Annotated in this window: 18 protein-coding genes, 2 pseudogenes and 1 riboswitch; of the genes and pseudogenes, 8 read left to right on the forward strand and 12 right to left on the reverse strand. The window is 70.7% G+C overall.

The window, feature by feature from the left end:
• Positions 1 to 76: 76 nt before the first annotated feature.
• From KKZ08_RS14590 to clpS, 5 genes are all read right to left on the reverse strand, one after another.
• Positions 77 to 1,057 carry an ABC transporter substrate-binding protein gene (locus KKZ08_RS14590; RefSeq protein ID WP_223774856.1) on the reverse strand — a complete coding sequence of 327 codons (981 nt, stop codon included), beginning with the start codon at positions 1,055 to 1,057 and terminating at the stop codon, positions 77 to 79.
• Positions 1,058 to 1,099: 42 nt separating this feature from the next.
• Positions 1,100 to 1,250: riboswitch (cobalamin riboswitch) on the reverse strand.
• Positions 1,223 to 1,645 carry a M67 family metallopeptidase gene (locus tag KKZ08_RS14595; RefSeq protein ID WP_223774857.1) on the reverse strand — a complete coding sequence of 141 codons (423 nt, stop codon included), beginning with the start codon at positions 1,643 to 1,645 and terminating at the stop codon, positions 1,223 to 1,225. It overlaps the preceding riboswitch by 28 nt.
• Positions 1,646 to 1,731: 86 nt before the next feature.
• Complete coding sequence (locus KKZ08_RS14600) at positions 1,732 to 3,237, reverse strand: amino acid permease (protein ID WP_223774858.1); 1,506 nt, start codon at positions 3,235 to 3,237, stop codon at positions 1,732 to 1,734.
• 362 nt (positions 3,238 to 3,599) lie between these two features.
• A complete protein-coding gene (locus KKZ08_RS14605) occupies positions 3,600 to 4,205 on the reverse strand; it encodes a DUF2017 domain-containing protein (protein WP_223774859.1) in 606 nt (201 codons plus the stop codon).
• A gap of 28 nt (positions 4,206 to 4,233) precedes the next feature.
• Positions 4,234 to 4,548, reverse strand: a complete 315-nt coding sequence (clpS, locus tag KKZ08_RS14610) for an ATP-dependent Clp protease adapter ClpS (protein ID WP_223774860.1) — start codon at positions 4,546 to 4,548, stop codon at positions 4,234 to 4,236.
• A 78-nt stretch (positions 4,549 to 4,626) separates the two neighbouring features.
• On the opposite strand from clpS, the gene KKZ08_RS14615 reads away from it, so the two are divergent.
• Both KKZ08_RS14615 and KKZ08_RS14620 read left to right on the forward strand, forming a co-directional pair.
• Positions 4,627 to 5,955 carry a nicotinate phosphoribosyltransferase gene (locus KKZ08_RS14615; RefSeq protein WP_223774861.1) on the forward strand — a complete coding sequence of 443 codons (1,329 nt, stop codon included), beginning with the start codon at positions 4,627 to 4,629 and terminating at the stop codon, positions 5,953 to 5,955.
• Positions 5,956 to 6,035: 80 nt separating this feature from the next.
• Positions 6,036 to 6,620, forward strand: a complete 585-nt coding sequence (locus tag KKZ08_RS14620; RefSeq protein WP_223774862.1) for an isochorismatase family protein — start codon at positions 6,036 to 6,038, stop codon at positions 6,618 to 6,620.
• 60 nt (positions 6,621 to 6,680) lie between these two features.
• Here KKZ08_RS14620 and KKZ08_RS14625 read toward each other — a convergent pair whose 3' ends face one another.
• Positions 6,681 to 6,980, reverse strand: coding sequence for a hypothetical protein (locus tag KKZ08_RS14625; RefSeq protein WP_223774863.1), 300 nt, complete (start codon positions 6,978 to 6,980; stop codon positions 6,681 to 6,683).
• Between the two features lie 111 nt (positions 6,981 to 7,091).
• Positions 7,092 to 9,512 carry an immune inhibitor A domain-containing protein gene (locus tag KKZ08_RS14630; RefSeq protein ID WP_223774864.1) on the reverse strand — a complete coding sequence of 807 codons (2,421 nt, stop codon included), beginning with the start codon at positions 9,510 to 9,512 and terminating at the stop codon, positions 7,092 to 7,094.
• A gap of 446 nt (positions 9,513 to 9,958) precedes the next feature.
• On the opposite strand from KKZ08_RS14630, the gene KKZ08_RS14635 reads away from it, so the two are divergent.
• Positions 9,959 to 10,222: a hypothetical protein gene (locus tag KKZ08_RS14635; protein WP_223774865.1), complete on the forward strand. Its 264-nt coding sequence runs from the start codon at positions 9,959 to 9,961 to the stop codon at positions 10,220 to 10,222.
• Positions 10,223 to 10,268: 46 nt separating this feature from the next.
• On the opposite strand, the gene KKZ08_RS14640 is transcribed toward KKZ08_RS14635, so the two are convergent.
• Positions 10,269 to 11,021 carry an RDD family protein gene (locus KKZ08_RS14640; RefSeq protein ID WP_223774866.1) on the reverse strand — a complete coding sequence of 251 codons (753 nt, stop codon included), beginning with the start codon at positions 11,019 to 11,021 and terminating at the stop codon, positions 10,269 to 10,271.
• Positions 11,022 to 11,137: 116 nt separating this feature from the next.
• Positions 11,138 to 12,613 (reverse strand): RDD family protein, encoded by a 1,476-nt coding sequence (locus KKZ08_RS14645; protein WP_223774867.1) that lies wholly within the window; start codon positions 12,611 to 12,613, stop codon positions 11,138 to 11,140.
• A gap of 267 nt (positions 12,614 to 12,880) precedes the next feature.
• On the opposite strand from KKZ08_RS14645, the gene KKZ08_RS14650 reads away from it, so the two are divergent.
• On the forward strand, positions 12,881 to 13,366 hold the full coding sequence (locus tag KKZ08_RS14650; RefSeq protein ID WP_223774868.1) for an SsgA family sporulation/cell division regulator: 486 nt from the start codon (positions 12,881 to 12,883) through the stop codon (positions 13,364 to 13,366).
• 16 nt (positions 13,367 to 13,382) lie between these two features.
• Here the strand turns inward: KKZ08_RS14650 and KKZ08_RS14655 are convergent, their stop codons facing one another.
• The gene (locus tag KKZ08_RS14655; protein ID WP_223774869.1) at positions 13,383 to 14,753 is read right to left on the reverse strand and encodes an FAD-linked oxidase C-terminal domain-containing protein; all 1,371 of its coding nucleotides are present in this window, start codon (positions 14,751 to 14,753) and stop codon (positions 13,383 to 13,385) included.
• Positions 14,754 to 15,352: 599 nt separating this feature from the next.
• Between KKZ08_RS14655 and KKZ08_RS38975 the strand changes: the two are divergent.
• Positions 15,353 to 16,153, forward strand: a pseudogene (locus KKZ08_RS38975) (tetratricopeptide repeat protein); the annotation flags it as partial.
• A gap of 308 nt (positions 16,154 to 16,461) precedes the next feature.
• On the opposite strand, the gene KKZ08_RS14665 reads toward KKZ08_RS38975, so the two are convergent.
• Positions 16,462 to 16,911, reverse strand: coding sequence for a MarR family winged helix-turn-helix transcriptional regulator (locus tag KKZ08_RS14665; RefSeq protein ID WP_223774871.1), 450 nt, complete (start codon positions 16,909 to 16,911; stop codon positions 16,462 to 16,464).
• Positions 16,912 to 17,209: 298 nt separating this feature from the next.
• Between KKZ08_RS14665 and KKZ08_RS14670 the strand changes: the two are divergent.
• Positions 17,210 to 17,575 (forward strand): annotated as a pseudogene (locus KKZ08_RS14670) (cupin domain-containing protein); the annotation flags it as partial.
• 82 nt (positions 17,576 to 17,657) lie between these two features.
• A complete protein-coding gene (locus KKZ08_RS14675; protein ID WP_223774873.1) occupies positions 17,658 to 18,488 on the forward strand; it encodes an alpha/beta hydrolase in 831 nt (276 codons plus the stop codon).
• Here KKZ08_RS14675 and hppD read toward each other — a convergent pair.
• A complete protein-coding gene (gene hppD, locus KKZ08_RS14680) occupies positions 18,485 to 19,633 on the reverse strand; it encodes a 4-hydroxyphenylpyruvate dioxygenase (RefSeq protein WP_223774874.1) in 1,149 nt (382 codons plus the stop codon). The two genes, KKZ08_RS14675 and hppD, sit on opposite strands and share 4 nt — an antisense overlap.
• 121 nt (positions 19,634 to 19,754) lie before the next feature.
• On the opposite strand from hppD, the gene KKZ08_RS14685 reads away from it, so the two are divergent.
• A complete protein-coding gene (locus tag KKZ08_RS14685) occupies positions 19,755 to 20,249 on the forward strand; it encodes an Lrp/AsnC family transcriptional regulator (protein ID WP_223774875.1) in 495 nt (164 codons plus the stop codon).
• Positions 20,250 to 20,254 lie beyond the last annotated feature (5 nt).

Consider the following 20,254-nt stretch of genomic DNA (forward strand, 5'->3'; position numbering starts at 1 on the left):
AGGCGCCGCCCCTTCGACCCCCGTCGATCGCCCTTCGGGCTCGTCCTCAAACGCCGGACGGGCTGAGAGTGGGAGGTCACAGCTGCGCCGCCAGCTTCCTCACCGCCTCCGGCGCTCGTACCCCCGTGACCACGTCCGACAGCCGCAGCACCGCGAAGCGCTCGTGCTTGACGGCGGGGACGTCCGCGAGGGCCGGGTCGTCGAGGAGGCGCTTCTTCTTCTGGGCGACGGTCGTGGCGCCGTAGTCGAGGATGAGGATGGCCTCGGGGCGGCGCTCGACGACCTTCTCCCAGGACGCGTCGCTGAAGGCCTTGTCGACGTCGGCGAAGACGTTGCGGCCGCCCGCCCGCTCGATGATGTCGTTGCCGATGCCGCGGCCGCCCGCTGTGAACGCGGTCTTGTCGCCGCTGTCGTAGACGAAGACGGAGACCGGCTTCCCGCTCTTCGAGTTCTGCGAGTTCTTCGACTTCTGCACGGTGGCGGCCAGTTCGCGCTTCGCCCCGCTCACCCACTTCTCGGCGCGCTCGCGCACCCCGAAGGTGGCGCCGACCTCCCGCACCTCGCGGTACACGTCGTCCATGGTGACCGCCCGCTTCGCGCAGCCCTCGACGTTGAGGCGGCTCTTGATCCCGGACTTGGCGAGCGCGGAGCGGCTGCGGCCGTCGCCGGCGAGGAAGGCGCTGGCGTAACCGCCGTAGACGAAGTCGGGGTCGGCGGAGAGCAGCTTCTCGAAGGAGGGGTACTCCTTGGCGAGCACGGGGAGGGATTCGTACGCCTTCTCGTACTTCGGCAGGACCTTGTCGTCGAGGTAGGCGGTGCCCGCCAGGCGGTCCTTGAGGCCGAGTTCCAGCATCACTTCGGTGGCGTGCTGGTTCATGGTGACGGCGCGCTCGGGCGGTGCGTCGTACGTCGTCTTCACACCGCAGTTGGTGACGGTGTACGGGAAGCCGGGGGCCTTGGCGGCGGGCTTGTCCGAGCGGTCGCCGGACGAGGTGGAGCACGCGGCGAGCGGGACGAGCAGGGCCGCGGCGGTGAGCACGCGAAGGGCGCGGGACATGACGTACTGCCTCCTCCAGGGGATTTCCGCGTCCCCTGCGTTGCGTGGAGGAAGGCGGCAGGTCAGTACCTGACTCCCCCGCCGGGTGAGGGGCGGGGTCACAGTGGCGGGACCGTGCCGGGTTCGCACCGGCTTCCTGGGTCCTGCCGCCCTCGTGGGTAAAGCTCAGTATGCCTGTACGACCTTTACCTCTTCCTCGGTGACCTCGCCGTCCACGATCCGGTACGAGCGGAACTGGAAGGGGCCCGCGTCGTCGGTGTCCGCGGTGGAGACCAGGACGTAGTGGGCGCCGGGTTCGTTGGCGTACGTGATGTCGGTGCGGGAGGGGTACGCCTCGGTCGCGGTGTGCGAGTGGTAGATGACCACGGGCTCCTCGTCGCGGTCGTCCATCTCGCGGTAGAGCTTGAGCAGGTCACCCGAGTCGAACTCGTAGAACGTGGGCGAGCGCGCGGCGTTGAGCATCGGGATGAAGCGCTCGGGGCGGCCGGTGCCCGCCGGGCCCGCGACCACGCCGCACGCCTCGTCGGGGTGGTCCTGGCGCGCGTGCGCGACGATCTGGTCGTGGAGGGCCTGGGTGATGGTCAGCATGGCGCCAGGATAAGCAGAGGGCCCGCGCCGTACCGAAGTGTGGTACGGGCGGGCCCACATGCTGGACAGCGGCCTCTGCGAGGAGGTCAGTCCTTGGTGACCGGCTCGCTGCCGGAGGTGGCGGCGGCGCCGATCTTGCGCTTGGTGAACGCGGCGGCCTGCGGGTTGCGCTTCTTCAGGACCAGGTAGGCGACTGTGAGGATCGCGATCCAGACCGGAGCGGCGTACAGCGAGATCCGGTTGTCCTTGTCGATGCCCATCAGGACGATGACCATGCCGATGAAGAGCAGCGCGAACCAGCTGGTGTACGGGGCGCCCGGCGCCCGGAAGGTGGACTGCGGCAGCTCGCCGCGGTCGGCCTTGCGGCGGTAGCGGATCTGGGAGGCCAGGATCATGATCCAGGCCCACATGCCGGAGATGGTCGCGAAGGAGACGACGTAGGTGAACGCCTTGCCGGGCCACTGGTAGTTGATCCAGACGCCGACCAGCATGCACGCGGCGGAGGCCGTGGTGCCGACCAGCGGCAGGCCGTTCTTCGTGAGCTTGGTGAAGGCCTTCGGGCCCTGGCTGTTGAGCGCGAGGTCGCGCAGCATGCGGCCGGTGGAGTACATGCCGGAGTTGCAGGAGGAGAGCGCGGCGGTGAGGACCACGAAGTTCACGATCGCGGCGCCGACGCCGAGGCCCATCTTCTCGAAGGCCGCGACGAACGGCGAGACGTCGGGCTTGAAGTGCGTCCACGGCACGACCGAGAGGATCATGATCAGTGCGCCGACATAGAAGACGGCGATGCGCCACGGCACGGTGTTGATGGCCTTGGGCAGGACGGTCTTCGGGTCCTTGGACTCGCCCGCGGTGACGCCGACCAGCTCGACGGCGAGGAAGGCGAACATCACGATCTGCAGCGTCATCAGCGTGGAGCCGATGCCGTTCGGGAAGAAGCCGCCCTGGTTCCACAGGTGGGCCACGGAGGCGGTGTCACCGGCGTCGGAGAAGCCGATGGTGAGGATGCCGATGCAGATCAGGATCATGCCGATGATGGCGGTGACCTTGACCATCGAGAACCAGAACTCCAGCTCACCGAAGAGCTTCACGGAGATGAGGTTCGCGCCGTACAGGATGACCGTGAAGACGAGCGCGTACGCCCATTGTGGGAACGAGTCATGTGTCCAGTACTGCATGTACTGGGCGGCCGCGGTGACTTCGGTGATGCCGGTGACGACCCAGAAGAGCCAGTACGTCCAGCCGGTCACGAATCCGAAGAACGGGCCCATGAACTCGCGCGCGTACTCCGAGAAGGAGCCCGACACGGGGCGGTACATGAGGAGCTCGCCGAGCGCCCGCATGATGAAGAAGATGACGAGGCCCGCGATGGCGTACGCCAGGATGAGGCTGGGGCCGGCCTTGTGGATGGCCTTGCCCGCGCCGAGGAACAGGCCGGTGCCGATGGCACCGCCGATGGCGATCATCTGGATCTGCCGGGCCCCCAGACCGCGCTGGTAGCCCTCGCCCTCGCCGGACGGGCCGCCCGCGGCCTGCACGGCACCATTGCCGTCGTGCCCGTCGTACTGCTCTTCGACCTGCACTGAGGTCATGGTGACGCCTTTCTCCATGTTGATCCGCGCCCGCGTACCGCGTTGATGGCTGCGGATCAGGTCCTGATCCCCCCGGATATGTATGGAGTGCTACCGGCGGTCTGCCGGCCAGAGCGCCCTCGATGACATGGGTGGCGTCACCGAGCGGTCGTGAAGATTTATCACGACGGCAACAGTGAGGGAATCAGCCACCTGTGGCGCACATCACAGAGAGAAGCGGACAAAGTCCTCTTCGAGCGGCAAATATGGGCAATGAAGTGATGGGATCGTTATCCGGATTTGAGCGTCCGTTGAGCGAACAGTTCGCTGCGGAGGCGACAGGCGTCCGGTGCGGCAAATTTCGCTGTCATATGCACCGGTTTTCAGTCCAACAACGTCCCGACCAGCGTCTCCTGCAGTCCGCCCAGCCAGAGATAGGCCATCACCATCGGCTTGCGGGGGTCGGAGTCGGGGAGCCGGTAGAGCAGATCGGCGTCCTCCTCGTCGGTGACCTCCAGGCGGGTGCCGATCGCGAGCCGGAGGTCGTTGAGGGCGCCGAGCCAGTGCCGCGACTCCTCCGACGACAGTTTCAGGACAGCTCCGCCCTCGCCCGAGGACGCCAGCGAGTCGAGCGAACGGATCACGACCAGCGCGTCGTCCCGCTTCTTGGCCCGCAGGTCATTCTCCGTGAAGCGGCGGAACTCGGCCGAATAGGCCCGCAGTTCGTCCTCCTGCCCGACGTCTCCGGTCTCACTGCCGGGGCCGCCGTACGCGTCCGGGAGCAGGCGCTGCATCACCGGATCGGCGGGCGGCTCGCTGGGGCCCTCGGCGAACAGCTCCGCGAGGGGGTCGTCGGAGGGCTCGCCGCCCGGGCCCGGACCGATCAGCTCCAGGAGCTGCACGGCGAGGGAACGGATGATCGAGATCTCGACCTCGTCGAGCGCGACGGCGGCGCCGCCCCCGGGAATCGCTTCGAATTGTCCTGGCATCAGATGCGTCGCTGCTTCCGGTCCGCCGCTACTTGCGGTCCTGCTGAAGGGTGGCCCACAGCCCGTACCCGTGCATGGCCTGCACGTCGCGCTCCATCTCCTCGCGGCTGCCGGTGGAGACGACCGCGCGGCCCTTCTGGTGCACGTCCATCATCAGCTTGGTGGCCTTCTCCTTCGAGTACCCGAAGTACGTCTGGAACACGTACGTCACGTAGCTCATGAGGTTGACCGGATCGTTGTGCACGAGCGTGATCCAGGGGACGTCCGGCTCGGGGACGACGAGCGCCTCTTCGTCCGATTCCGGGCGGGTGATCTCTGCGGGAGCCGTACTCACCTGTCCCATGCTGCCACCCCTGGGGGGCACTCGCACAAACGGACCCGGAAATCGTCAGAGTGACGAGATGCGGGTAGCATCCTTCCCATGAACACAGCGGACCTTGGCCTGCCGGTGGATGTTCCCTCGACGGCGCTCTTCACGGACCAGTACGAGCTGACGATGCTCCAGGCGGCGCTGAAAGCCGGTACCGGCGAGCGCCGTTCGGTCTTCGAGGTCTTCACCCGCAGACTGCCCGAGGGGCGGCGCTACGGCGTCGTGGCGGGCACGGGCCGGGTCCTGGACGCCGTGGAGAACTTCCGCTTCGACGCCGGCGTCCTCGGCTTCCTGCGCGAGCGCGGCATCGTCGACGAGCCCACCCTGGAGTGGCTGTCCGGCTACCGCTTCAGCGGCGACATCTGGGGCTACCCCGAGGGCGAGGTGTACTTCCCGGGCTCGCCGATCCTGCGGGTCGAGGGATCGTTCGCCCAGTGCGTGCTCCTGGAGACGGTGATCCTCTCCATCCTCAACCACGACTCGGCGATCGCGGCCGCCGCCTCCCGCATGTCCTCGGCCGCCGGGGACCGCCCGCTGATCGAGATGGGCGCCCGCCGCACCCACGAGCTGGCCGCCGTCGCCGCCTCCCGCGCCGCCTACGTCGGCGGCTTCGCGACCACCTCCGACCTGGCCGCCGGCTTCCGCTACGGCATCCCGACCGTCGGCACCAGCGCCCACGCCTTCACCCTGGTGCACGACAGCGAGCGCGACGCCTTCCGCGCCCAGGTCGACTCGCTCGGCCGGGGCACCACGCTGCTCGTGGACACCTACGACGTGACCGAGGCGGTCCGCATGGCCGTCGAGGTCGCCGGGCCCGAGCTCGGCGCGGTCCGCATCGACTCCGGCGACCTGCTGCTCGTCGCCCACCGGGTACGCCAGCAGCTGGACGACCTCGGCGCGACGAACACGAAGATCGTCGTGACCTCCGACCTCGACGAGTACGCCATCGCCTCGCTCGCGGCGGCGCCCGTGGACGCGTACGGCGTGGGCACCCAGCTCGTCACCGGCTCCGGGCACCCCACCGCCTCCATGGTCTACAAGCTGGTGGCCCGCGCCCACTCGGCGGACCCCAAGGCCCCCCTGGAGCCCGTGGCGAAGAAGTCGCTGGGTGCCAAGAGCTCGGTCGGCGGCCGCAAGTGGGCCGCGCGCCGGAGCGACGCGTACGGCGTCGCGGAGGCCGAGGTCATCGGCACCGGGCCGGTGCCCGCCGAGCTGATCGACGACCGGCTCCAGGTCGAGCTGGTCAAGGGCGGACAGGTCATCGCCCGTGAGCCGCTGGACGCGGTCCGCGACCGGCACGCCGCCGCCCGCGCCCGCCTGCCCCTGTCGGCGACGCAGCTGTCGCGGGGCGAGGCGGTCATCCCGACGGAATATCTCTGACGGACCCGGGCAGGTGCCCCCTCCCGCAACGCCCCTGAAGTCTCTAGGCTCGTAGTCCCCACAGCAGAAGGGCACCGCCCATGCGCCGCGCACTGATCGTCGTAGACGTGCAGAACGACTTCTGCGAGGGCGGCAGCCTCGCGGTGGCCGGTGGCGCGGACGTGGCCGCCGCCATCACCGAGCTGATCGGCCAGGCCCCGGCCTGCTACCGCCACGTGGTGGCCACCCGTGACCACCACATCGACCCGGGCGGCCACTTCTCCGACCACCCGGACTACGCCGGCTCCTGGCCGCCGCACTGCGTGGCGGGCACCGAGGGCATCGGCTTCCACCCGAACTTCGCCCCGGCCGTCGCCTCCGGCGCGGTCGACGCCGTCTTCGACAAGGGCGCCTACGCCGCCGCCTACAGCGGCTTCGAGGGCGTGGACGAGAACGGCGTGTCGCTGGCCCAGTGGCTGCGGGAGCGGGAGATCACCGAGGTGGACGTGGTCGGGATCGCCACGGACCACTGCGTACGCGCCACTGCCGTGGACGCCGCGCGGGAGGGGTTCCGGACGACCGTGCTGCTGGACCTCACGGCGGGGGTCGACGGAGCCAGCACGGAGAGGGCCTTGGTGGAGCTTCGGGCGGCCGGGGTCGAACTGACGGGGAAGCCCGTCGTCTGACACGGGGCTCCGCCCCGGACCCCGCTCCTCGAACGCCGGAGGGGCTATTACGGGCGCCGCTCAGCGCCGCAGGGCCCTGATCGGGTGCCAGAGCTCCTCCAGGGCATTGGGCGCCGTCCGCCATATCAACCCGTCCGGATGGTGCAGCACCGCCGTGACCTCGTCCGGCGTCGGCGGCTGCGCGTTGCCCCGCAGATACACCGCCCGCAGGCCGAGGTTCCGCAGCCGCGTCAGCGCCCTCGCGCGGTTCACGGCGTGCACGATCATCCGCACCGCGCCGCCCGCCTCCGACGGACTCGGCAGGGTCAGTGCCACCACCACGCTGCCGTTCGGCAGCTTGCAGAAACCTCCTGCGGACATGCTCGGTCACTCCCCCGTCAATAAGAAGTACACAGCACGCACCTAAACACGATCGGCCGCCACCCGCTAGAGGGCGACGGCCGATCATGGCTTGACCTGCACAAACGCTAATTACTTCGTCGAGCGACCCACCTGGACCGTGATCGTCGAGCCGTCCTTCGGCTGCTTGATGATCTTGATCTGGGTGTTGGTGTCAGTGACCTTGACGCTGCCCGTGGGGTTCGAGGCGTACCAGTAGGTGCCCTTGCGGTCGTCGAAGACCGAAACCCCCTTCTGGGACTTGATCTTCAGCGCGACGTCCGCGTTGTGGAGCGTGAACTTGTCGGTCGCGTACTTGCTGAAGGGCGCGTCGAACGGCTGGATCTTGTTGCGCAGGAGCGAGCCGTCCTTCCACTTCAGCGGCTTGGCATGCGCGTCGACCGGCAGGATCAGGCCCTGGCCGGGGTGCTGGCTGGTGTTGTTGTCCTTCTGGGAGGTGTCCCACTGCCAGATCATCAGGCCGGTCTGGTAGGGGTAGTGCTCGACCCAGTCGGGGCGGGACTGCGAGAAGCCGAAGTTGTACGGGCCGACCTTGAGGGTCTTGTCGTACGAGACGTACTGGCGGTTCTCGGCCAGGTAGTACTGGTCGTACTTCTTGGTGAAGGACTCGGCGATGCGCGAGAAGCCCTTCGACGTCCAGCCGTTGTCGTCGCCCTCGGCGCCGTCCTCGAAGAGCTTGGCGCCGTCCGCGGTGATCGTGAGGGCGTCGGCCGCGAAGCCCTTGCCGCCCGCGCCGCCGTCCGTGGCGTAGCGGAAGCGGATGTCGATCTTCTTGCCGGCGTAGGCGTCGAGCGGGAAGACCAGCTTCTTGTACGCGCCCGAGACACCCGTCAGCGCGGGCTTGTCACCGGCGTCGCGGGTGATCGGCTTGCCGTCGGCGGTGCCGTCGACCGGCGTGTAGTTGGCGCCGCCGTCCGTGGAGACCTCGGTGTAGAGGTAGTCGTAGTTGGCCTCGATGTCCCACCAGCCCTGGAGCGACAGTTCGGCCTTGGTCTTGCCGGTCAGGTCGACGGAGCGCGTCAGGGTGTTCTTCAGGTCGTCGCCCTGGTCGCTCCACCACTGCTTCGCGCCCTCGGCGGGCTTCACGATCTTGGTGGTGACGGCCTTCTTCGGCAGGTCGACCAGGAGCGCCTGGCGGTGGCGGGTGTTGTACTCCGCGACGCCCAGCTTGTGCTCGGAGGTCGTGGCCGCCTTGGCCTTGGCGTAGTCGAGCCAGCCCAGCTGGAACTTGTCCCAGGCGGTCATGTCGCCGGGCAGGTCACCGATCGCGTCCTTGCCGGTGCCGAGCCAGGAACCGGCCGACATCAGCGACCAGAAGCCGACCGAGTTCTCGCCCTTGCCCGTGGTGTCGTACAGGTCCGGCAGGCCGAGGTCGTGGCCGTACTCGTGGGCGAAGACGCCGAGGCCACCGTTCTCCGGCTGCATCGTGTAGTCGCCGACCCAGATGCCCGAGTCGCCGATCTGGGTGCCGCCGGCCTTGTTGTTGCCGGGGCCGGTCTTGCCCGCGTCGTTGCCGTACGCGTACCAGCGGTGCGCCCACAGGGCGTTCTCGCCCTCGGCGCCGCCGCCGGCCGACTCGTCCTCGCCCGCGTGGACGATCTGGAAGTGGTCGATGTAGCCGTCGGGCTCGTTGAAGTCGCCGTCGTTGTCGAAGTCGTAGCGGTCCCAGAGGTCGTACTTGGCCAGGTCCGCCTTGATCTGCGCGTCGGTGCGGCCCTGGGCCTTCTGGGCCTTGGTCCAGGCGGTCACGCCGTCCTTGACCGCGTCCCAGACGTTGGCGCAGTTGGACTCGCCGCAGTAGTTCGAGCCGTACCGCGCCTCGTTGTAGTCGACCTTGACCCAGTCGGAGACCGCGCCGTCGACCGAGTAGCGGCCGGAGGAGGTCTTCTCGTAGTAGGTCTTCAGCGAGTGCTTGGTCTTGCCCTTGCTGTCCTTGCCCTCTCCGAAGTACAGGTCCTCGAAGTGCTTGCGGTTGTAATCCGCCTGCCAGGCGGTGCTGTTGTCCTTCGCCCTGTCGGGCTTGGCTATCTTGTTGTGCAGCGGGCCGGGCTTGCCGCCGTACTTCTTGACGGGCGGCTCCGGGCCGTCGGGGCCGTCCGGGTCGTACATGGTCGTGTCGTCGACCTTGTCCCCGAACTCCACCAGGATCGTGAAGATCTTGTCGGTCTTCTCGCGGCCGAGCTCGACGTACTTCTTGTCGTCGAGCTTGACCACCTTCGAGGCACCGCGCTTTTGCACCTTGGCGTCGCCCGCGACGACCTGCTGGAGGGCCGCCTTGCGCTGCTGCGCCTGCTGCTTGCTGAACGGTCCTTCGAGGTCGTGGTCGACGTGCGCCTTGGGGCGCGACGGGTCCTGCCGGTCGACGGCGGGCGCTGCGCCCGGGGCTCCGTCCCCGGGCGCGGCCGTGGCCGTCGTCGCCGAGTACGTGGCGGTGGCCGCGGCCACCGCCACGGCCACGGCCGTGGCTCTGAACGTGCGTGTTCTGGCTGTCACTTGATGAATGTCCTCCCCACGCGCCCGCGCGAATGGCGGACCGAGATCCCGGTCGGAGGAGGTCCGCGCGCGATGTACGCGTCACAAGTGACGACATTCGACCGGAAGTACGGGAGAAAAGACAGACCTTGACTTGCACAGGCCAAGTGCACTATGCGACCGCCGGGTCCGTTATCCGGACACGGAGCACTCCTCCACGGGACCGGCCAACGGGCGCGCCGCACCGTCCACTTGATGGACGCCATGAACCCGTGCGCCCCCCGTGCTGCGGCACCGTGGGTTAGGTCACGCTTACCGACCGTTCCCGTCGGGCATGCAGCGTCATAGACTCAATCGACGGTGCGCTACCGCGCGAGGCGGCAGATCCCAAGTCGTCGGTGTCGGGCACCCTTTGATTCGTATACAGCCATCTCCTGCCGAGGACGGATCACGTCATGCCTCGTCCCATGCCACGTCCGACCACCGCACAGATCGCCTACGGTTCGGTGACCGTCGTCTTCTCCACCCTCGCCATGCTGCTGCTCTCCCGGACCGAGTCGGGGATCGGCGTCGCGGTGATCGCCATGGCCGCGCTCGGCCTCGGCTTATTGGTCGCGATGACGGTACCGGCGCCCGCGTCGGCGGCGCCCGCCGTGCCCGCGGCCCCGGAGCGGGTCCCCGCGCAGCGCGCGGTGCTCGCCGAATCCGTACGCGAACCGGCGGGCCCGTGACACACGGGCCCGCCGGTTCCGATGCCGCCGCACCGGGCTTTTCGCGCTAGACGCTGACCACCACCGTCTTGGCGGCCTTGTCGTGCAGGCCCTGTCTGTAGGGCTTGTCGAAGAAGCTCCAGCCGCCGCAGATCGCCGTCCAGATGCAGGCGCAGCAGAAGGCGAACGGCAGCCAGAGGACGGCCGCGCGGGCGAGCGCGGTCTGCATGCTGGGCGTGGCGCCGTCGTTCAGGTTCGCGACGCGCATCCCCAGCAGCTTCTTGCCGAGCGTCTGCCCGGTCCTGGAGATCATGACGGTGTCGTACGCCATGTAGAGCACGGCGGCCAGCAGCGACTGGCCGAAGGACCTGCCCGTGTTCACCTTGTCGGGGTCGACGTCGTACTCGGACGTGTCGAACAGCCAGGACAGCAGCCAGACGACGATGCCCACGAGGATCATGTCGATGATGCGGGCGAGGACGCGCTTGCCGCTGTCGGCCAGCGGGGGCATGCCGGCCAGCGGATCCTGCCCGCCGTAGCCGCCCGGGCCTCCCGGACCGCCCCCGTAGGGGCCGCCGGCGCCGCCGCCGTACGGGTTGCCGCTGCCGCCGTAGGGGTCGCCCTCGGAGGGCGGGGGCGGGACGCCGTAGGGCGTGCCGCCGCCGGAACCCGGAGGCGTGTTCCCGTAGGGGGCGCCGCCGCCCGGTGGCGGGGTGTCGTACGGGGAGCCACCGCCGGACCCGGGGGAAGGCCCGCCGGGCGGCTGCTTCTTGAACGGGTCGTCGTCCGGCGGCGGGTACTGCGGCGGTTCGGTGCTCATGGCCCGAGTCGACCGCGACGGCCCCCGCTCCGCATCCGGCGAGCGGCTGACCGGGTTACCCGACGGCGTACGTACCCCTCACACCACGGCGTACGTACGTCTGCTCATCCGGCGGCTCAACCTGCGACAAAGGTATTGGCCGCCTTGTCGTGCCAGCACTGCCGCCACGGCTTGTCGAAGAGGCACCACAGCACGCCGACGACACCGACCACCAACAGGCAGGGCACGCTGTAGACCAGCCAGCGCCGCAGGGCCGCCGCGAACGTCGGCGGCTCGTGCTCCTCGATGTCCCACACCTCGATGCCGCAGACCTTCTTGCCCAGGGTGCGGCCCCACTTGGCGGTGGGCAGCGCCTCGTACACGACGCCGAAGAGCAGGAGGACGGCGAGGATGATGCCGAGGTAGCCCGCGGTGGTGCCGTCGAGCAGCCAGACCGTGGTCTTCTCCCCCGACAGCTTCGCCGCGTCGATCTTGCTGTCGACGTGGTCGGCGGCCTCGGCGCCGAGCGGCAGGGCCGCGGCCCCGGTGACCGCCGCGAGGGCGACGGTGTCGACGAGCCGCGCCGCGAGGCGCCTGCCGAGTCCGGCGGGCCTGGCCGACGCCTGGGCGCGCGGCGGCGAGGAACGGGTCGTCGGCCACCGGCTTCCACGGCACGACCGGCTGTCCGTCGCCCTGCCCTGGGGCCGGGGCGGCGCCCGCGAGCTGGTGCACCTGCTGGGCCCAGGACTGCGAGCCGCCGCCGGGCCCGGAGGTGACGGGCGCGGGGCACCGCCCTGCTGCGGCACGGTGGGCTGCGGGGTCGCGGCGCCCGGCTGGGGCTGCTGGACCGGCTGGGGCTGCGGCGCGGGAGCCTGGGCGGGGGCGGGTGCCTGCGGCGGTACGGAGGCCTGCGCGGGGACGGCGGGCTGCGAGGTGGCGGTCTGGGCGCCCTGTTGCTGTCCGGAGGCGGACCGCACGGCGCGGATCGTCATGGTGCCGTCGGCCACCGGTGCGGGAGTCGGCGTGGGGGCGGGCGCCCCCGTGGCCGCCCCGTCGGCGGGCTTCACCGGGCCCGTGGGGCGGCGGAACGTCACTGTTCCCTCGCCGGCGGTCGGCTTCGACGCGCCCGGCTTGACGGCGCGGATCATGACCGTGCCGGGGTTGCTCTCGTCCTCGGGCGGCTCGGGCGCCGCCGCGGGCCCGGCGGCCGGGGTCCCGTCGCTCGGCACACGCGGGTCGGCCCTGCCCTGGGCACCCCACGAGATGCGACGCTCCTGCTCACCACCGAGGCCGGACTGCCGGGTCGCGTCGGCCTGCCAGGCGGAGGCGGGCTCGGGGCGGACGCCGTGCTGCTCCTGGCCGGCCGCCAGGGGCTCCTCGTCGAAGAAGTGCGGGCCGGTCTCCTCCACGGCGGGCGGCGTCACCGGGGCGCCCGTGCCCCGGCCGGTGCCGGGCGGTGCCGGGAGGGGTTCGCCGTCGGACGGCGCGGGACGGCTCGTACCGGGCACCCAGGCGGCGCCGTTCCAGTACCGGACATATCCCGGAATGGACGGGTCGGGGTAGTAGCCTTCGCGCGGCCTGTCGTCGCCTGGGGCCGGAGTTGGGGCGCTCATGTCCGTCGTCCCGTATCTGCTCGGGGGTCTTTTGAGGGCTCCACATCTATCAGACCTCCGTGTCCCACCGGGCGGCTCCCGCCCTACGGACCACTATCCGGGCACGGTCCCCACACTTCCCCCGCGAGCTCCACGCCCCCGTCGACGCCCCCTCTTCGAAGTCGTCCGGAGAAAATTTCCCGAACCCGCGTAATGCTTCGGCGATCACGCGCTCTCCACTCGTACGGGGCCGCTCCCAGGGTCCCTACGAGAAAGGAACGCACCGACATGCACTCCGTGGTGGAACGCGAACTGGAAATCAAGCTGATCCTCTCGCCGGAACGGCTCGTCGCCGTCCCGGCCCGGCTCACCTACCGCACCGCCGATCCCTACGCCGTCCACATCGCCTTCCACATCGGCTCCGAGCACCCCGTGCACTGGACGTTCGCCCGCGAGCTGCTGGTGGAGGGGGTGTTCCGGCCGTGCGGCCACGGTGACGTGCGGGTCTGGCCGACGAAGGTGGACGGCCGCGGCGTCGTCCTGATGGCGCTCAGCTCACCGGACGGCGACGCCCTCCTGGAGGCTCCGGCGGCGGCCGTCTCCGCCTGGTTGGAGCGCACCCTGCGGGTGGTGCCCCCGGGCTCCGAGACCGAGCAGCTCGGCATCGACGACGGCCTCGCCGAGCTGCTCGCGCCCACCTTTGGTTGTGGCCGCGTGGACGAGCTGTGGCTGCGCGACCCGTGGCCCTCGGACGAGTCCAAGGACGGCGAGTGATCACCCCTTCCGGCCGTCAGAACAGCTTTCCGGGGTTGAGGAGGTGGTGCGGGTCGAAGGCCGCCTTGACGGCCTGCTGCATCTCCACGCCCACTGGGCCGAGCTCGCGCGCCAGCCACTCCTTCTTCAGGACGCCGACGCCGTGCTCGCCGGTGATGGTGCCGCCGAGTTCGAGACCGAGGGCCATGATCTCGTCGAAGGACTCGCGGGCGCGCCGGGCCTCGTCGGCGTCCGCCGCGTCGAAGCAGACGGTGGGGTGCGTGTTGCCGTCGCCCGCGTGGGCGCAGACGCCGATGGTCAGGCCGTACTTCTCGCCGATGCGCTCGACACCGTCGAGCATCTCCGCGAGCCTGGAGCGCGGCACGCACACGTCGTCGATCATCGTCGTGCCCTTGACGGCTTCGAGCGCGGTGAGGGACAACCGCCGCGCCTGGAGCAGGAGTTCCGACTCGGCGGCGTCCTCGGCCGGGACGACCTGGGTGGCGCCCGCCGCCTCGCAGAGCGCGCCGACGGCGGCGAGATCGGCCGTGGGGTGCGGGGTGTCGAAGGCGGCGAGCAGGAGGGCCTCGGTGGTCTCGGGCAGCCCCATGTTCGCCAGCGCGTTGACGGCCCGCACGGTCGTACGGTCCATCAGTTCGAGCAGCGACGGGACGTAACTGCCCTCCATGATCTTGCAGACGGCGTCGCAGGCCGCCTGGGTCGACCCGAACTCGGCGGCGAGCACCAGCTGTTGCGGCGGCTTCGGCCTCAGCGCGAGGACGGCGCGGACGACGATGCCGAGGCTGCCCTCGGAGCCGACGAACAGCCGCGTGAGGTCGTATCCGGCGACGCCCTTGGCGGTGCGCCGGCCGGTGCTCATGAGCCGCCCGTCGGCGAGGACGACGTCGAGCCCGAGGACGTACTCCGCGGTGACGCCGTACTTGACGCAGCACAGGCCGCCGGAGGCGGTGCCGATGTTCCCGCCGATGGTGCACATCTCCCAACTGGAGGGATCCGGCGGGTAGTACAGGCCGTGTTCGCCGACCGCTCGGGAGAGCGCGGCGTTGACGACGCCCGGTTCGACGACGGCGATCCGGTCGACGGGGCTGATCTCCAGGATGCGGTTCATCTTGACGAGGGACAGCACGATGCAGCCGTCGCTGGCGTTGGCGGCACCGGACAGGCCGGTGCGGGCGCCCTGCGGCACCACGGGGACGCGCAGCTCGGTGGCGGTGCGCATGACGTGCTGGACCTGTTCGACGGTGCGGGGCAGGACCACGACGGCGGGGACACCGGCGGCGCAGAAGCTCGCCATGTCGTGGGAGTACGCGGACGTGACGTCCGGGTCCGTGAGGACCGCCTCGGCGGGCAGTCCCTCCTGGAGGAGTTCGACGAGGGTGCGGCTCATGATCACAGCGTCGCACCCGGGGCCATCGGTGTGAACCCGTGTGCCGCGCCCTTCCCCGTGCCGGGATGTGCTCTTCGTATTGACGCACAGTGAGTGTCATGAAGCGTTACGGGTCCCCTCTGAAGCCCTACAGGTCGCCCCGGAAGTCCTACGGGTCCTCCCCGAAGCCCTACCGGCCCCCGATGCGGCGTTCGGTGCGGCGTGCGCTGGTCGCCTGCGCGGCGGGGTCGGTGGCGCTCGGGGCCGCCTATGTGCTGGTGCCGCTGGACCGCGGGAAGGCCTCGCCGCCCGCGCTAGGACCGGTGGGGCGTGCCCGGGTGGCCGTGGAGGCGGGCAGGCCGGCGGCGCTGGCGGACCTGGCGGCGCTCATCGGGGACCGCGAGACGCATCTGCGGGCGCACCCGGGCGACGGACACTCCTGGGCGATGCTCGGCTCGGCGTATGTGGCGCGGGGCGCGCGCACCGCCGACGTCGCGTACTACCCGAAGGCCGAGCAGGCGCTGCGTACGTCGTTGAAGGCGCGGCCCGAGGGCAATCCGGAGGCGCTGGCGGGGCTCGCCGCCCTGGCGAACGCCCGGCACGACTTCCGTGCGGCCCGCATGTGGGGCGAGCGGGCGGTCCGGCAGGCGCCGAAGCGGTGGGTGGGCCACTCCACGCTGATCGACGCCTACACCGGGCTCGGTGACGCCAAGGCGGTCGGCAAGGCCCTGGAGTCCCTCAAGAAGCTGGGCTCGCGCTCCGCCGTGAAGGCGCGCACCGGGCAGGTCTACCGCGACCGAGGCTGGCGCGAGGACGCCAACGCCGCGCTGACCGACGCGGCGGCGCTCGCCGACGGGCCCGCGGAGAGGGCGGCGTGCCTGCACCGTGTCGGGGAGCTGGCGTGGGAGCGGGGCGAGCCGGCGGAGGCGCTGCGCCACTACGACGCGGCGCTCGCCGCCGATCCCGACCACCATGCCTCGCTGGCGGGCCGTGGCCGCGCGCTCGCGGCGCTCGGCCACACCTCGGAGGCGCTGCACGCCTACCGCTCGGCGCTCACCAGGCAGCCGCAGCCCGAGTACGCCCTGGAGCTGGGCGAGCTGTACGAGGCGCTGAAGCTGCGGCCCGCCGCGCGCGCCCAGTACGACGTGCTGCGGGCGCGGGTGCGGGAGGAGGGCGCGGGCGGCGTCAACAACGAACGGGTGCTCGGTCTCTTCGAGGCGGACCACGGTGACGCGGAGGCCGCGGTGGAGCGGCTGAAGGCGGAGTACAAGCGGCACGGCAATCCGCAGACGGCGGACGCGCTGGGCTGGGCGCTGCACCGCTCCGGGGAGGGCGAGAAGGGCCTGAAGCTCGTCACCGAGGCGATGAAGAAGGGGCCGCGCAGCGCGCTGTTCGCCTACCACCGCGGGGAGATCGAGCGGCAGCTCGGCAAGTACGGCGCGGCGCGGCGGCACATCGGGGAGGCCCTGCGGATCAACCCGTACTTCTCGCCGCTCGCCGTGCCCAAGGCGAAGCGGGCCCTGGCGGCCTTGGGCGATCCGCCGGAGGGCGGGCCAGAGCAGGTGTACGAAGCGCGGCGCCGGTCCCGAGCGGCGGGCGGAGCCGCGCCGGGCCGCGCCGGGCCACTCCTCGCCGCGGCGGGCCTCGCCCCGCCCCGGACGCCGCGCGGGCGGCCCCGAGCAGCCCTCGCCGGTCGTCCCCGGCGTCTCCCGGTCGCGTGCGCACGGCGTCACCCGGGAACTGAGTCCGCGCCGGGCGGCGGCCCCCACGGCGCCTCCAGGGCGGCCCGCAGGGCGGCGGCCAGGTCCTCGCCGATGCGTGCGGCGAGCTGCTCCTCGATGCGGGCGAGGGCGGCCTTGGCGAGGCGGTGGGCGCGTTCCCCCTCGGCGGTGCGCCTGATCAGGCGCTGCCGGGCGGAGGCGGGGTCAGGGACCTGTTCGAGGATCCCGGCGGCGACGAGTCCGTGCACGGCCTGGTGGGCGGTCTGCCGGGTGACGCCCATGCGCCGCGCCAGTTCGGAGACGGTGGTGCCCTCCTCGTCCAGTACGGAGCAGAGCTGCACCTGTGTCGGGGAGACCGGGGTCTCGCCGGCGGCCGCCATGGCGGCGAAGAGCCCCTCCTCGCACCAGCGGCGGGCCTCGCCGAGGAGTTGGGGCAGGTCGCGCTGGGTGGGCGGCATTTTTCCTCACAGATGTGCTCACCGGCTTGCTCACCGGCACTTTCGAATGTCAGGCTACCTGACAGTCTTCAGGTATCCCTGCGGTCCGACTTCCCCGGAGCATTCCATGACCATCGAGTACGCCACGCGCTACCGCCCCGCCTCCCGCATCCCTGCGGACCCCGGCAAGCCCTACTTCATCGAGAAGGGCGAGGGCGACCGCGCCCATCTCTTCGGCGACCTGGTCACCGTCTACGCGGGCGGCGAGCAGACCGAGAACACCTTCAACTTCTTCACCGTGGAGGGCCCCAAGGGCGACCTCATCCCCGCCCACGTGCACGCCGACACCCACGAGGTCTTCTACGTCACCCAGGGCGCCGTCCGGCTGTTCGTCGAGGACACCGAGGGCGTCCAGCAGGAGAAGCTGCTCACCCCCGGCGACTTCGGCTTCGTACCGAAGAACTGCACGCACGCCTACCGCATGGAGCGCCACCACAGCCAGGTCGTCGGCGTCGCCGCGGGCCCCGGCGGCACCTTCGAGCGGTTCTTCGAGAACCTCGGCGCGCCCACGGAACAGCACGGCCTGCCGCACCGGCCGCTCATACCCGCGCCCCACAAGTTCGGGACCGTGCCCCAGGAGTACGACGTGAACTTCCTCCCCGACCACCAGTGGCGCACCCGGTGACCGGCCCCGCGCTGCGCCGGCTGATCGCCGCGCCGCACCCCGACCGGGCCCCGCTGCCACCGGCGGCGGCGCGCGAGCCGGCGTGCGCGAGCTGCGCGGCGTGCCCTACCGGCAGGCCATGGGCAGCCGCCCCCTGGAACTCGACCTGTGGCTGCCGGGCGCCGCCCCCACGGCCGGACCGGCGCCGCTGGTGCTGTTCGTGCACGGCGGTGCCTGGCTCCAGGGGCGGCGTGACGACATGGGTCCGCGGACGCGGCAGTGGTCCCCGGGGCCGTTCGCGCGCATCGCGGCCGCCGGGTTCGGCGTGGCCTGCGTCGACTACCGGCTGAGCGGCGAGGCCCGCTTCCCCGCCCCGCTGGACGACGTCCGGACCGCCCTGCACTGGCTCACCCTGCGCGGCCCCGAGCTGGGCATCGACACCGGGCGGACCGTGGTCTGGGGCGAGTCGGCGGGCGGGCACCTGGCCTCGCTCCTCGCGCTGGACGGGCCGGGCCTCGCCGGTGCCGTGATCTGGTACGGGCCGAGCGATCTGACCGCCGCGCGCGGCCCGTTCCGCCCCGAGGACCCCGTCACCCCCGAGGCGCTCCTGCTGGGCGCGGCCCCGGCGGCCGTACCGGAGGCGGCGCGGGCGGGCAGTCCGCTGAGCCGCGTACACCCGGGGGCGCCGCCGTTCCTGCTGGTGCACGGCGACGCGGACACGATGGTGGACCACTCGCACAGCGCGTCGCTGGCCGCCGCGCTGCGCGGGGCGGGGGCATCGGCGCAACTGTGGACGGTCCCCGGCGCGGACCACGGCTGGCACGGCCTCCCCGACGCCGGGGTCGAGGAGATCTTCACGCGCTCCCTGGACTTCGTACACGCGCGCACGAGGCCCGGGGCCCGGCCGGGGATGCCGGACTCGTCCGGCGGCTAGAGATTGCCCCGCTTCTCCTGTTCCCGCTCGATCGCCTCGAACAGCGCCTTGAAGTTGCCCTTGCCGAAGCCCATCGAGCCGTGCCGCTCGATCATCTCGAAGAAGACGGTCGGGCGGTCCTGGACCGGCTTGGTGAAGATCTGGAGCAGGTAGCCGTCCTCGTCGCGGTCGACGAGGATCTTCAGCTCGCGCAGGGTCTCCACGGGCACGCGGGTCTCACCGGCCCACTCGCCGAGCGTGTCGTAGTACGAGTCGGGGGTGTCGAGGAACTGGACGCCCGCCGCGCGCATCGTGCGCACGGACTCGACGATGTCGTTCGTGGCGAGCGCGATGTGCTGGACGCCCGCGCCGCCGTAGAACTCCAGGTACTCGTCGATCTGCGACTTCTTCTTGGCGATGGCGGGCTCGTTGATCGGGAACTTCACCTTGAGGGTGCCGTCCGCGACCACCTTCGACATCAGCGCGCTGTACTCGGTCGCGATGTCGTCGCCCACGAACTCCTTCATGTTCGTGAAGCCCATGACCTTGTTGTAGAAGGCGACCCACTCGTTCATCTTGCCGAGCTCGACGTTGCCGACGCAGTGGTCGATCGCCTGGAAGGTCCGCTTGGCCGGCGGCTCGACCATCGGCTGCGCGGAGACGAAGCCGGGCAGATAAGGGCCGTCGTAGTCGGTGCGCTCCACCAGCGTGTGGCGGGTCTTGCCGTAGGTGGCGATGGCGGCGAGCACGACCTTGCCGTTCTCGTCCTTCTCCTCGTACGGCTCGACGATGCCGCGCGCCCCGTGCTCGACGGCGTACGCGTACGCGGCGCGGGCGTCGGGGACCTCGATGGCGAGGTCGATGACGCCGTCACCGTGCTCGGCCACGTGGGAGGCGAGGAAGTGGCCCCGCTCGGAGGAGGCCTTGATGACGGAGGTGAACACGAAGCGGGCGGCGCCGTTCGTGAGGACGTAACTGGCGGTCTCGCGGCTGCCGTTCTCCGGTCCGGAGTAGGCAACGAGCTTCATGCCGAAGGCCGTGGAGTAGTAGTGCGCCGCCTGCTTGGCGTTGCCCACGGCGAAGACGACCGCGTCCATTCCCTTGACCGGGAAGGGATCGGCCTCGCGCGCGGTGTCCGGGGTGGGGTGGGTGCTGGTCTCAGTCATGTGCTGAGGCTCCCGCCGATCCACAAGGTGCGCAATAGTTCGCGTTTTCAGTGGTCAATCTGTACAGCGGGGGGCCAGGATGGCCGGGCTATCTGTACATGATGACCACCCTGGAGGCCGCATGGCGATCGATCATCTGGACGGCAGGCTCATCGTGCTCCTGGCGCGCGAGCCGCGTATCGGGGTTCTTGAGGCGTCCCGCAGGCTCGGGGTCGCGCGCGGCACGGTGCAGGCGCGGATGGACCGGCTTCAGTCCAATGGAGTCATCCGCGGGTTCGGCCCGGAGGTCGACCCGGCGGCGCTCGGCTATCCCGTCACGGCCTTCGCGACGCTGGAGATCAAACAGGGGCAGGGCGCGGATGTGCGGGCCCATTTGGCGACCGTCGCCGAGGTGCTCGAACTCCACACCATCACGGGCCACGGCGATATGCTCTGCCGCCTCGTGGCGCGGTCGAACGCGGATCTCCAACGTGTGATCGACCGGGTCGTGGGTTTTGATGGCATCGTCCGGGCCTCCACCGCGATCGTCATGGAAAATCCCGTTCCGCTGCGGATCATCCCGCTCGTGGAACAGGCGTCCGAAGACCCCTGCGCCCCCGAGTCCTACGGCCCCTGAGCACC

The organism is Streptomyces sp. 135 (genome assembly GCF_020026305.1).
Taxonomy (GTDB): domain Bacteria; phylum Actinomycetota; class Actinomycetes; order Streptomycetales; family Streptomycetaceae; genus Streptomyces.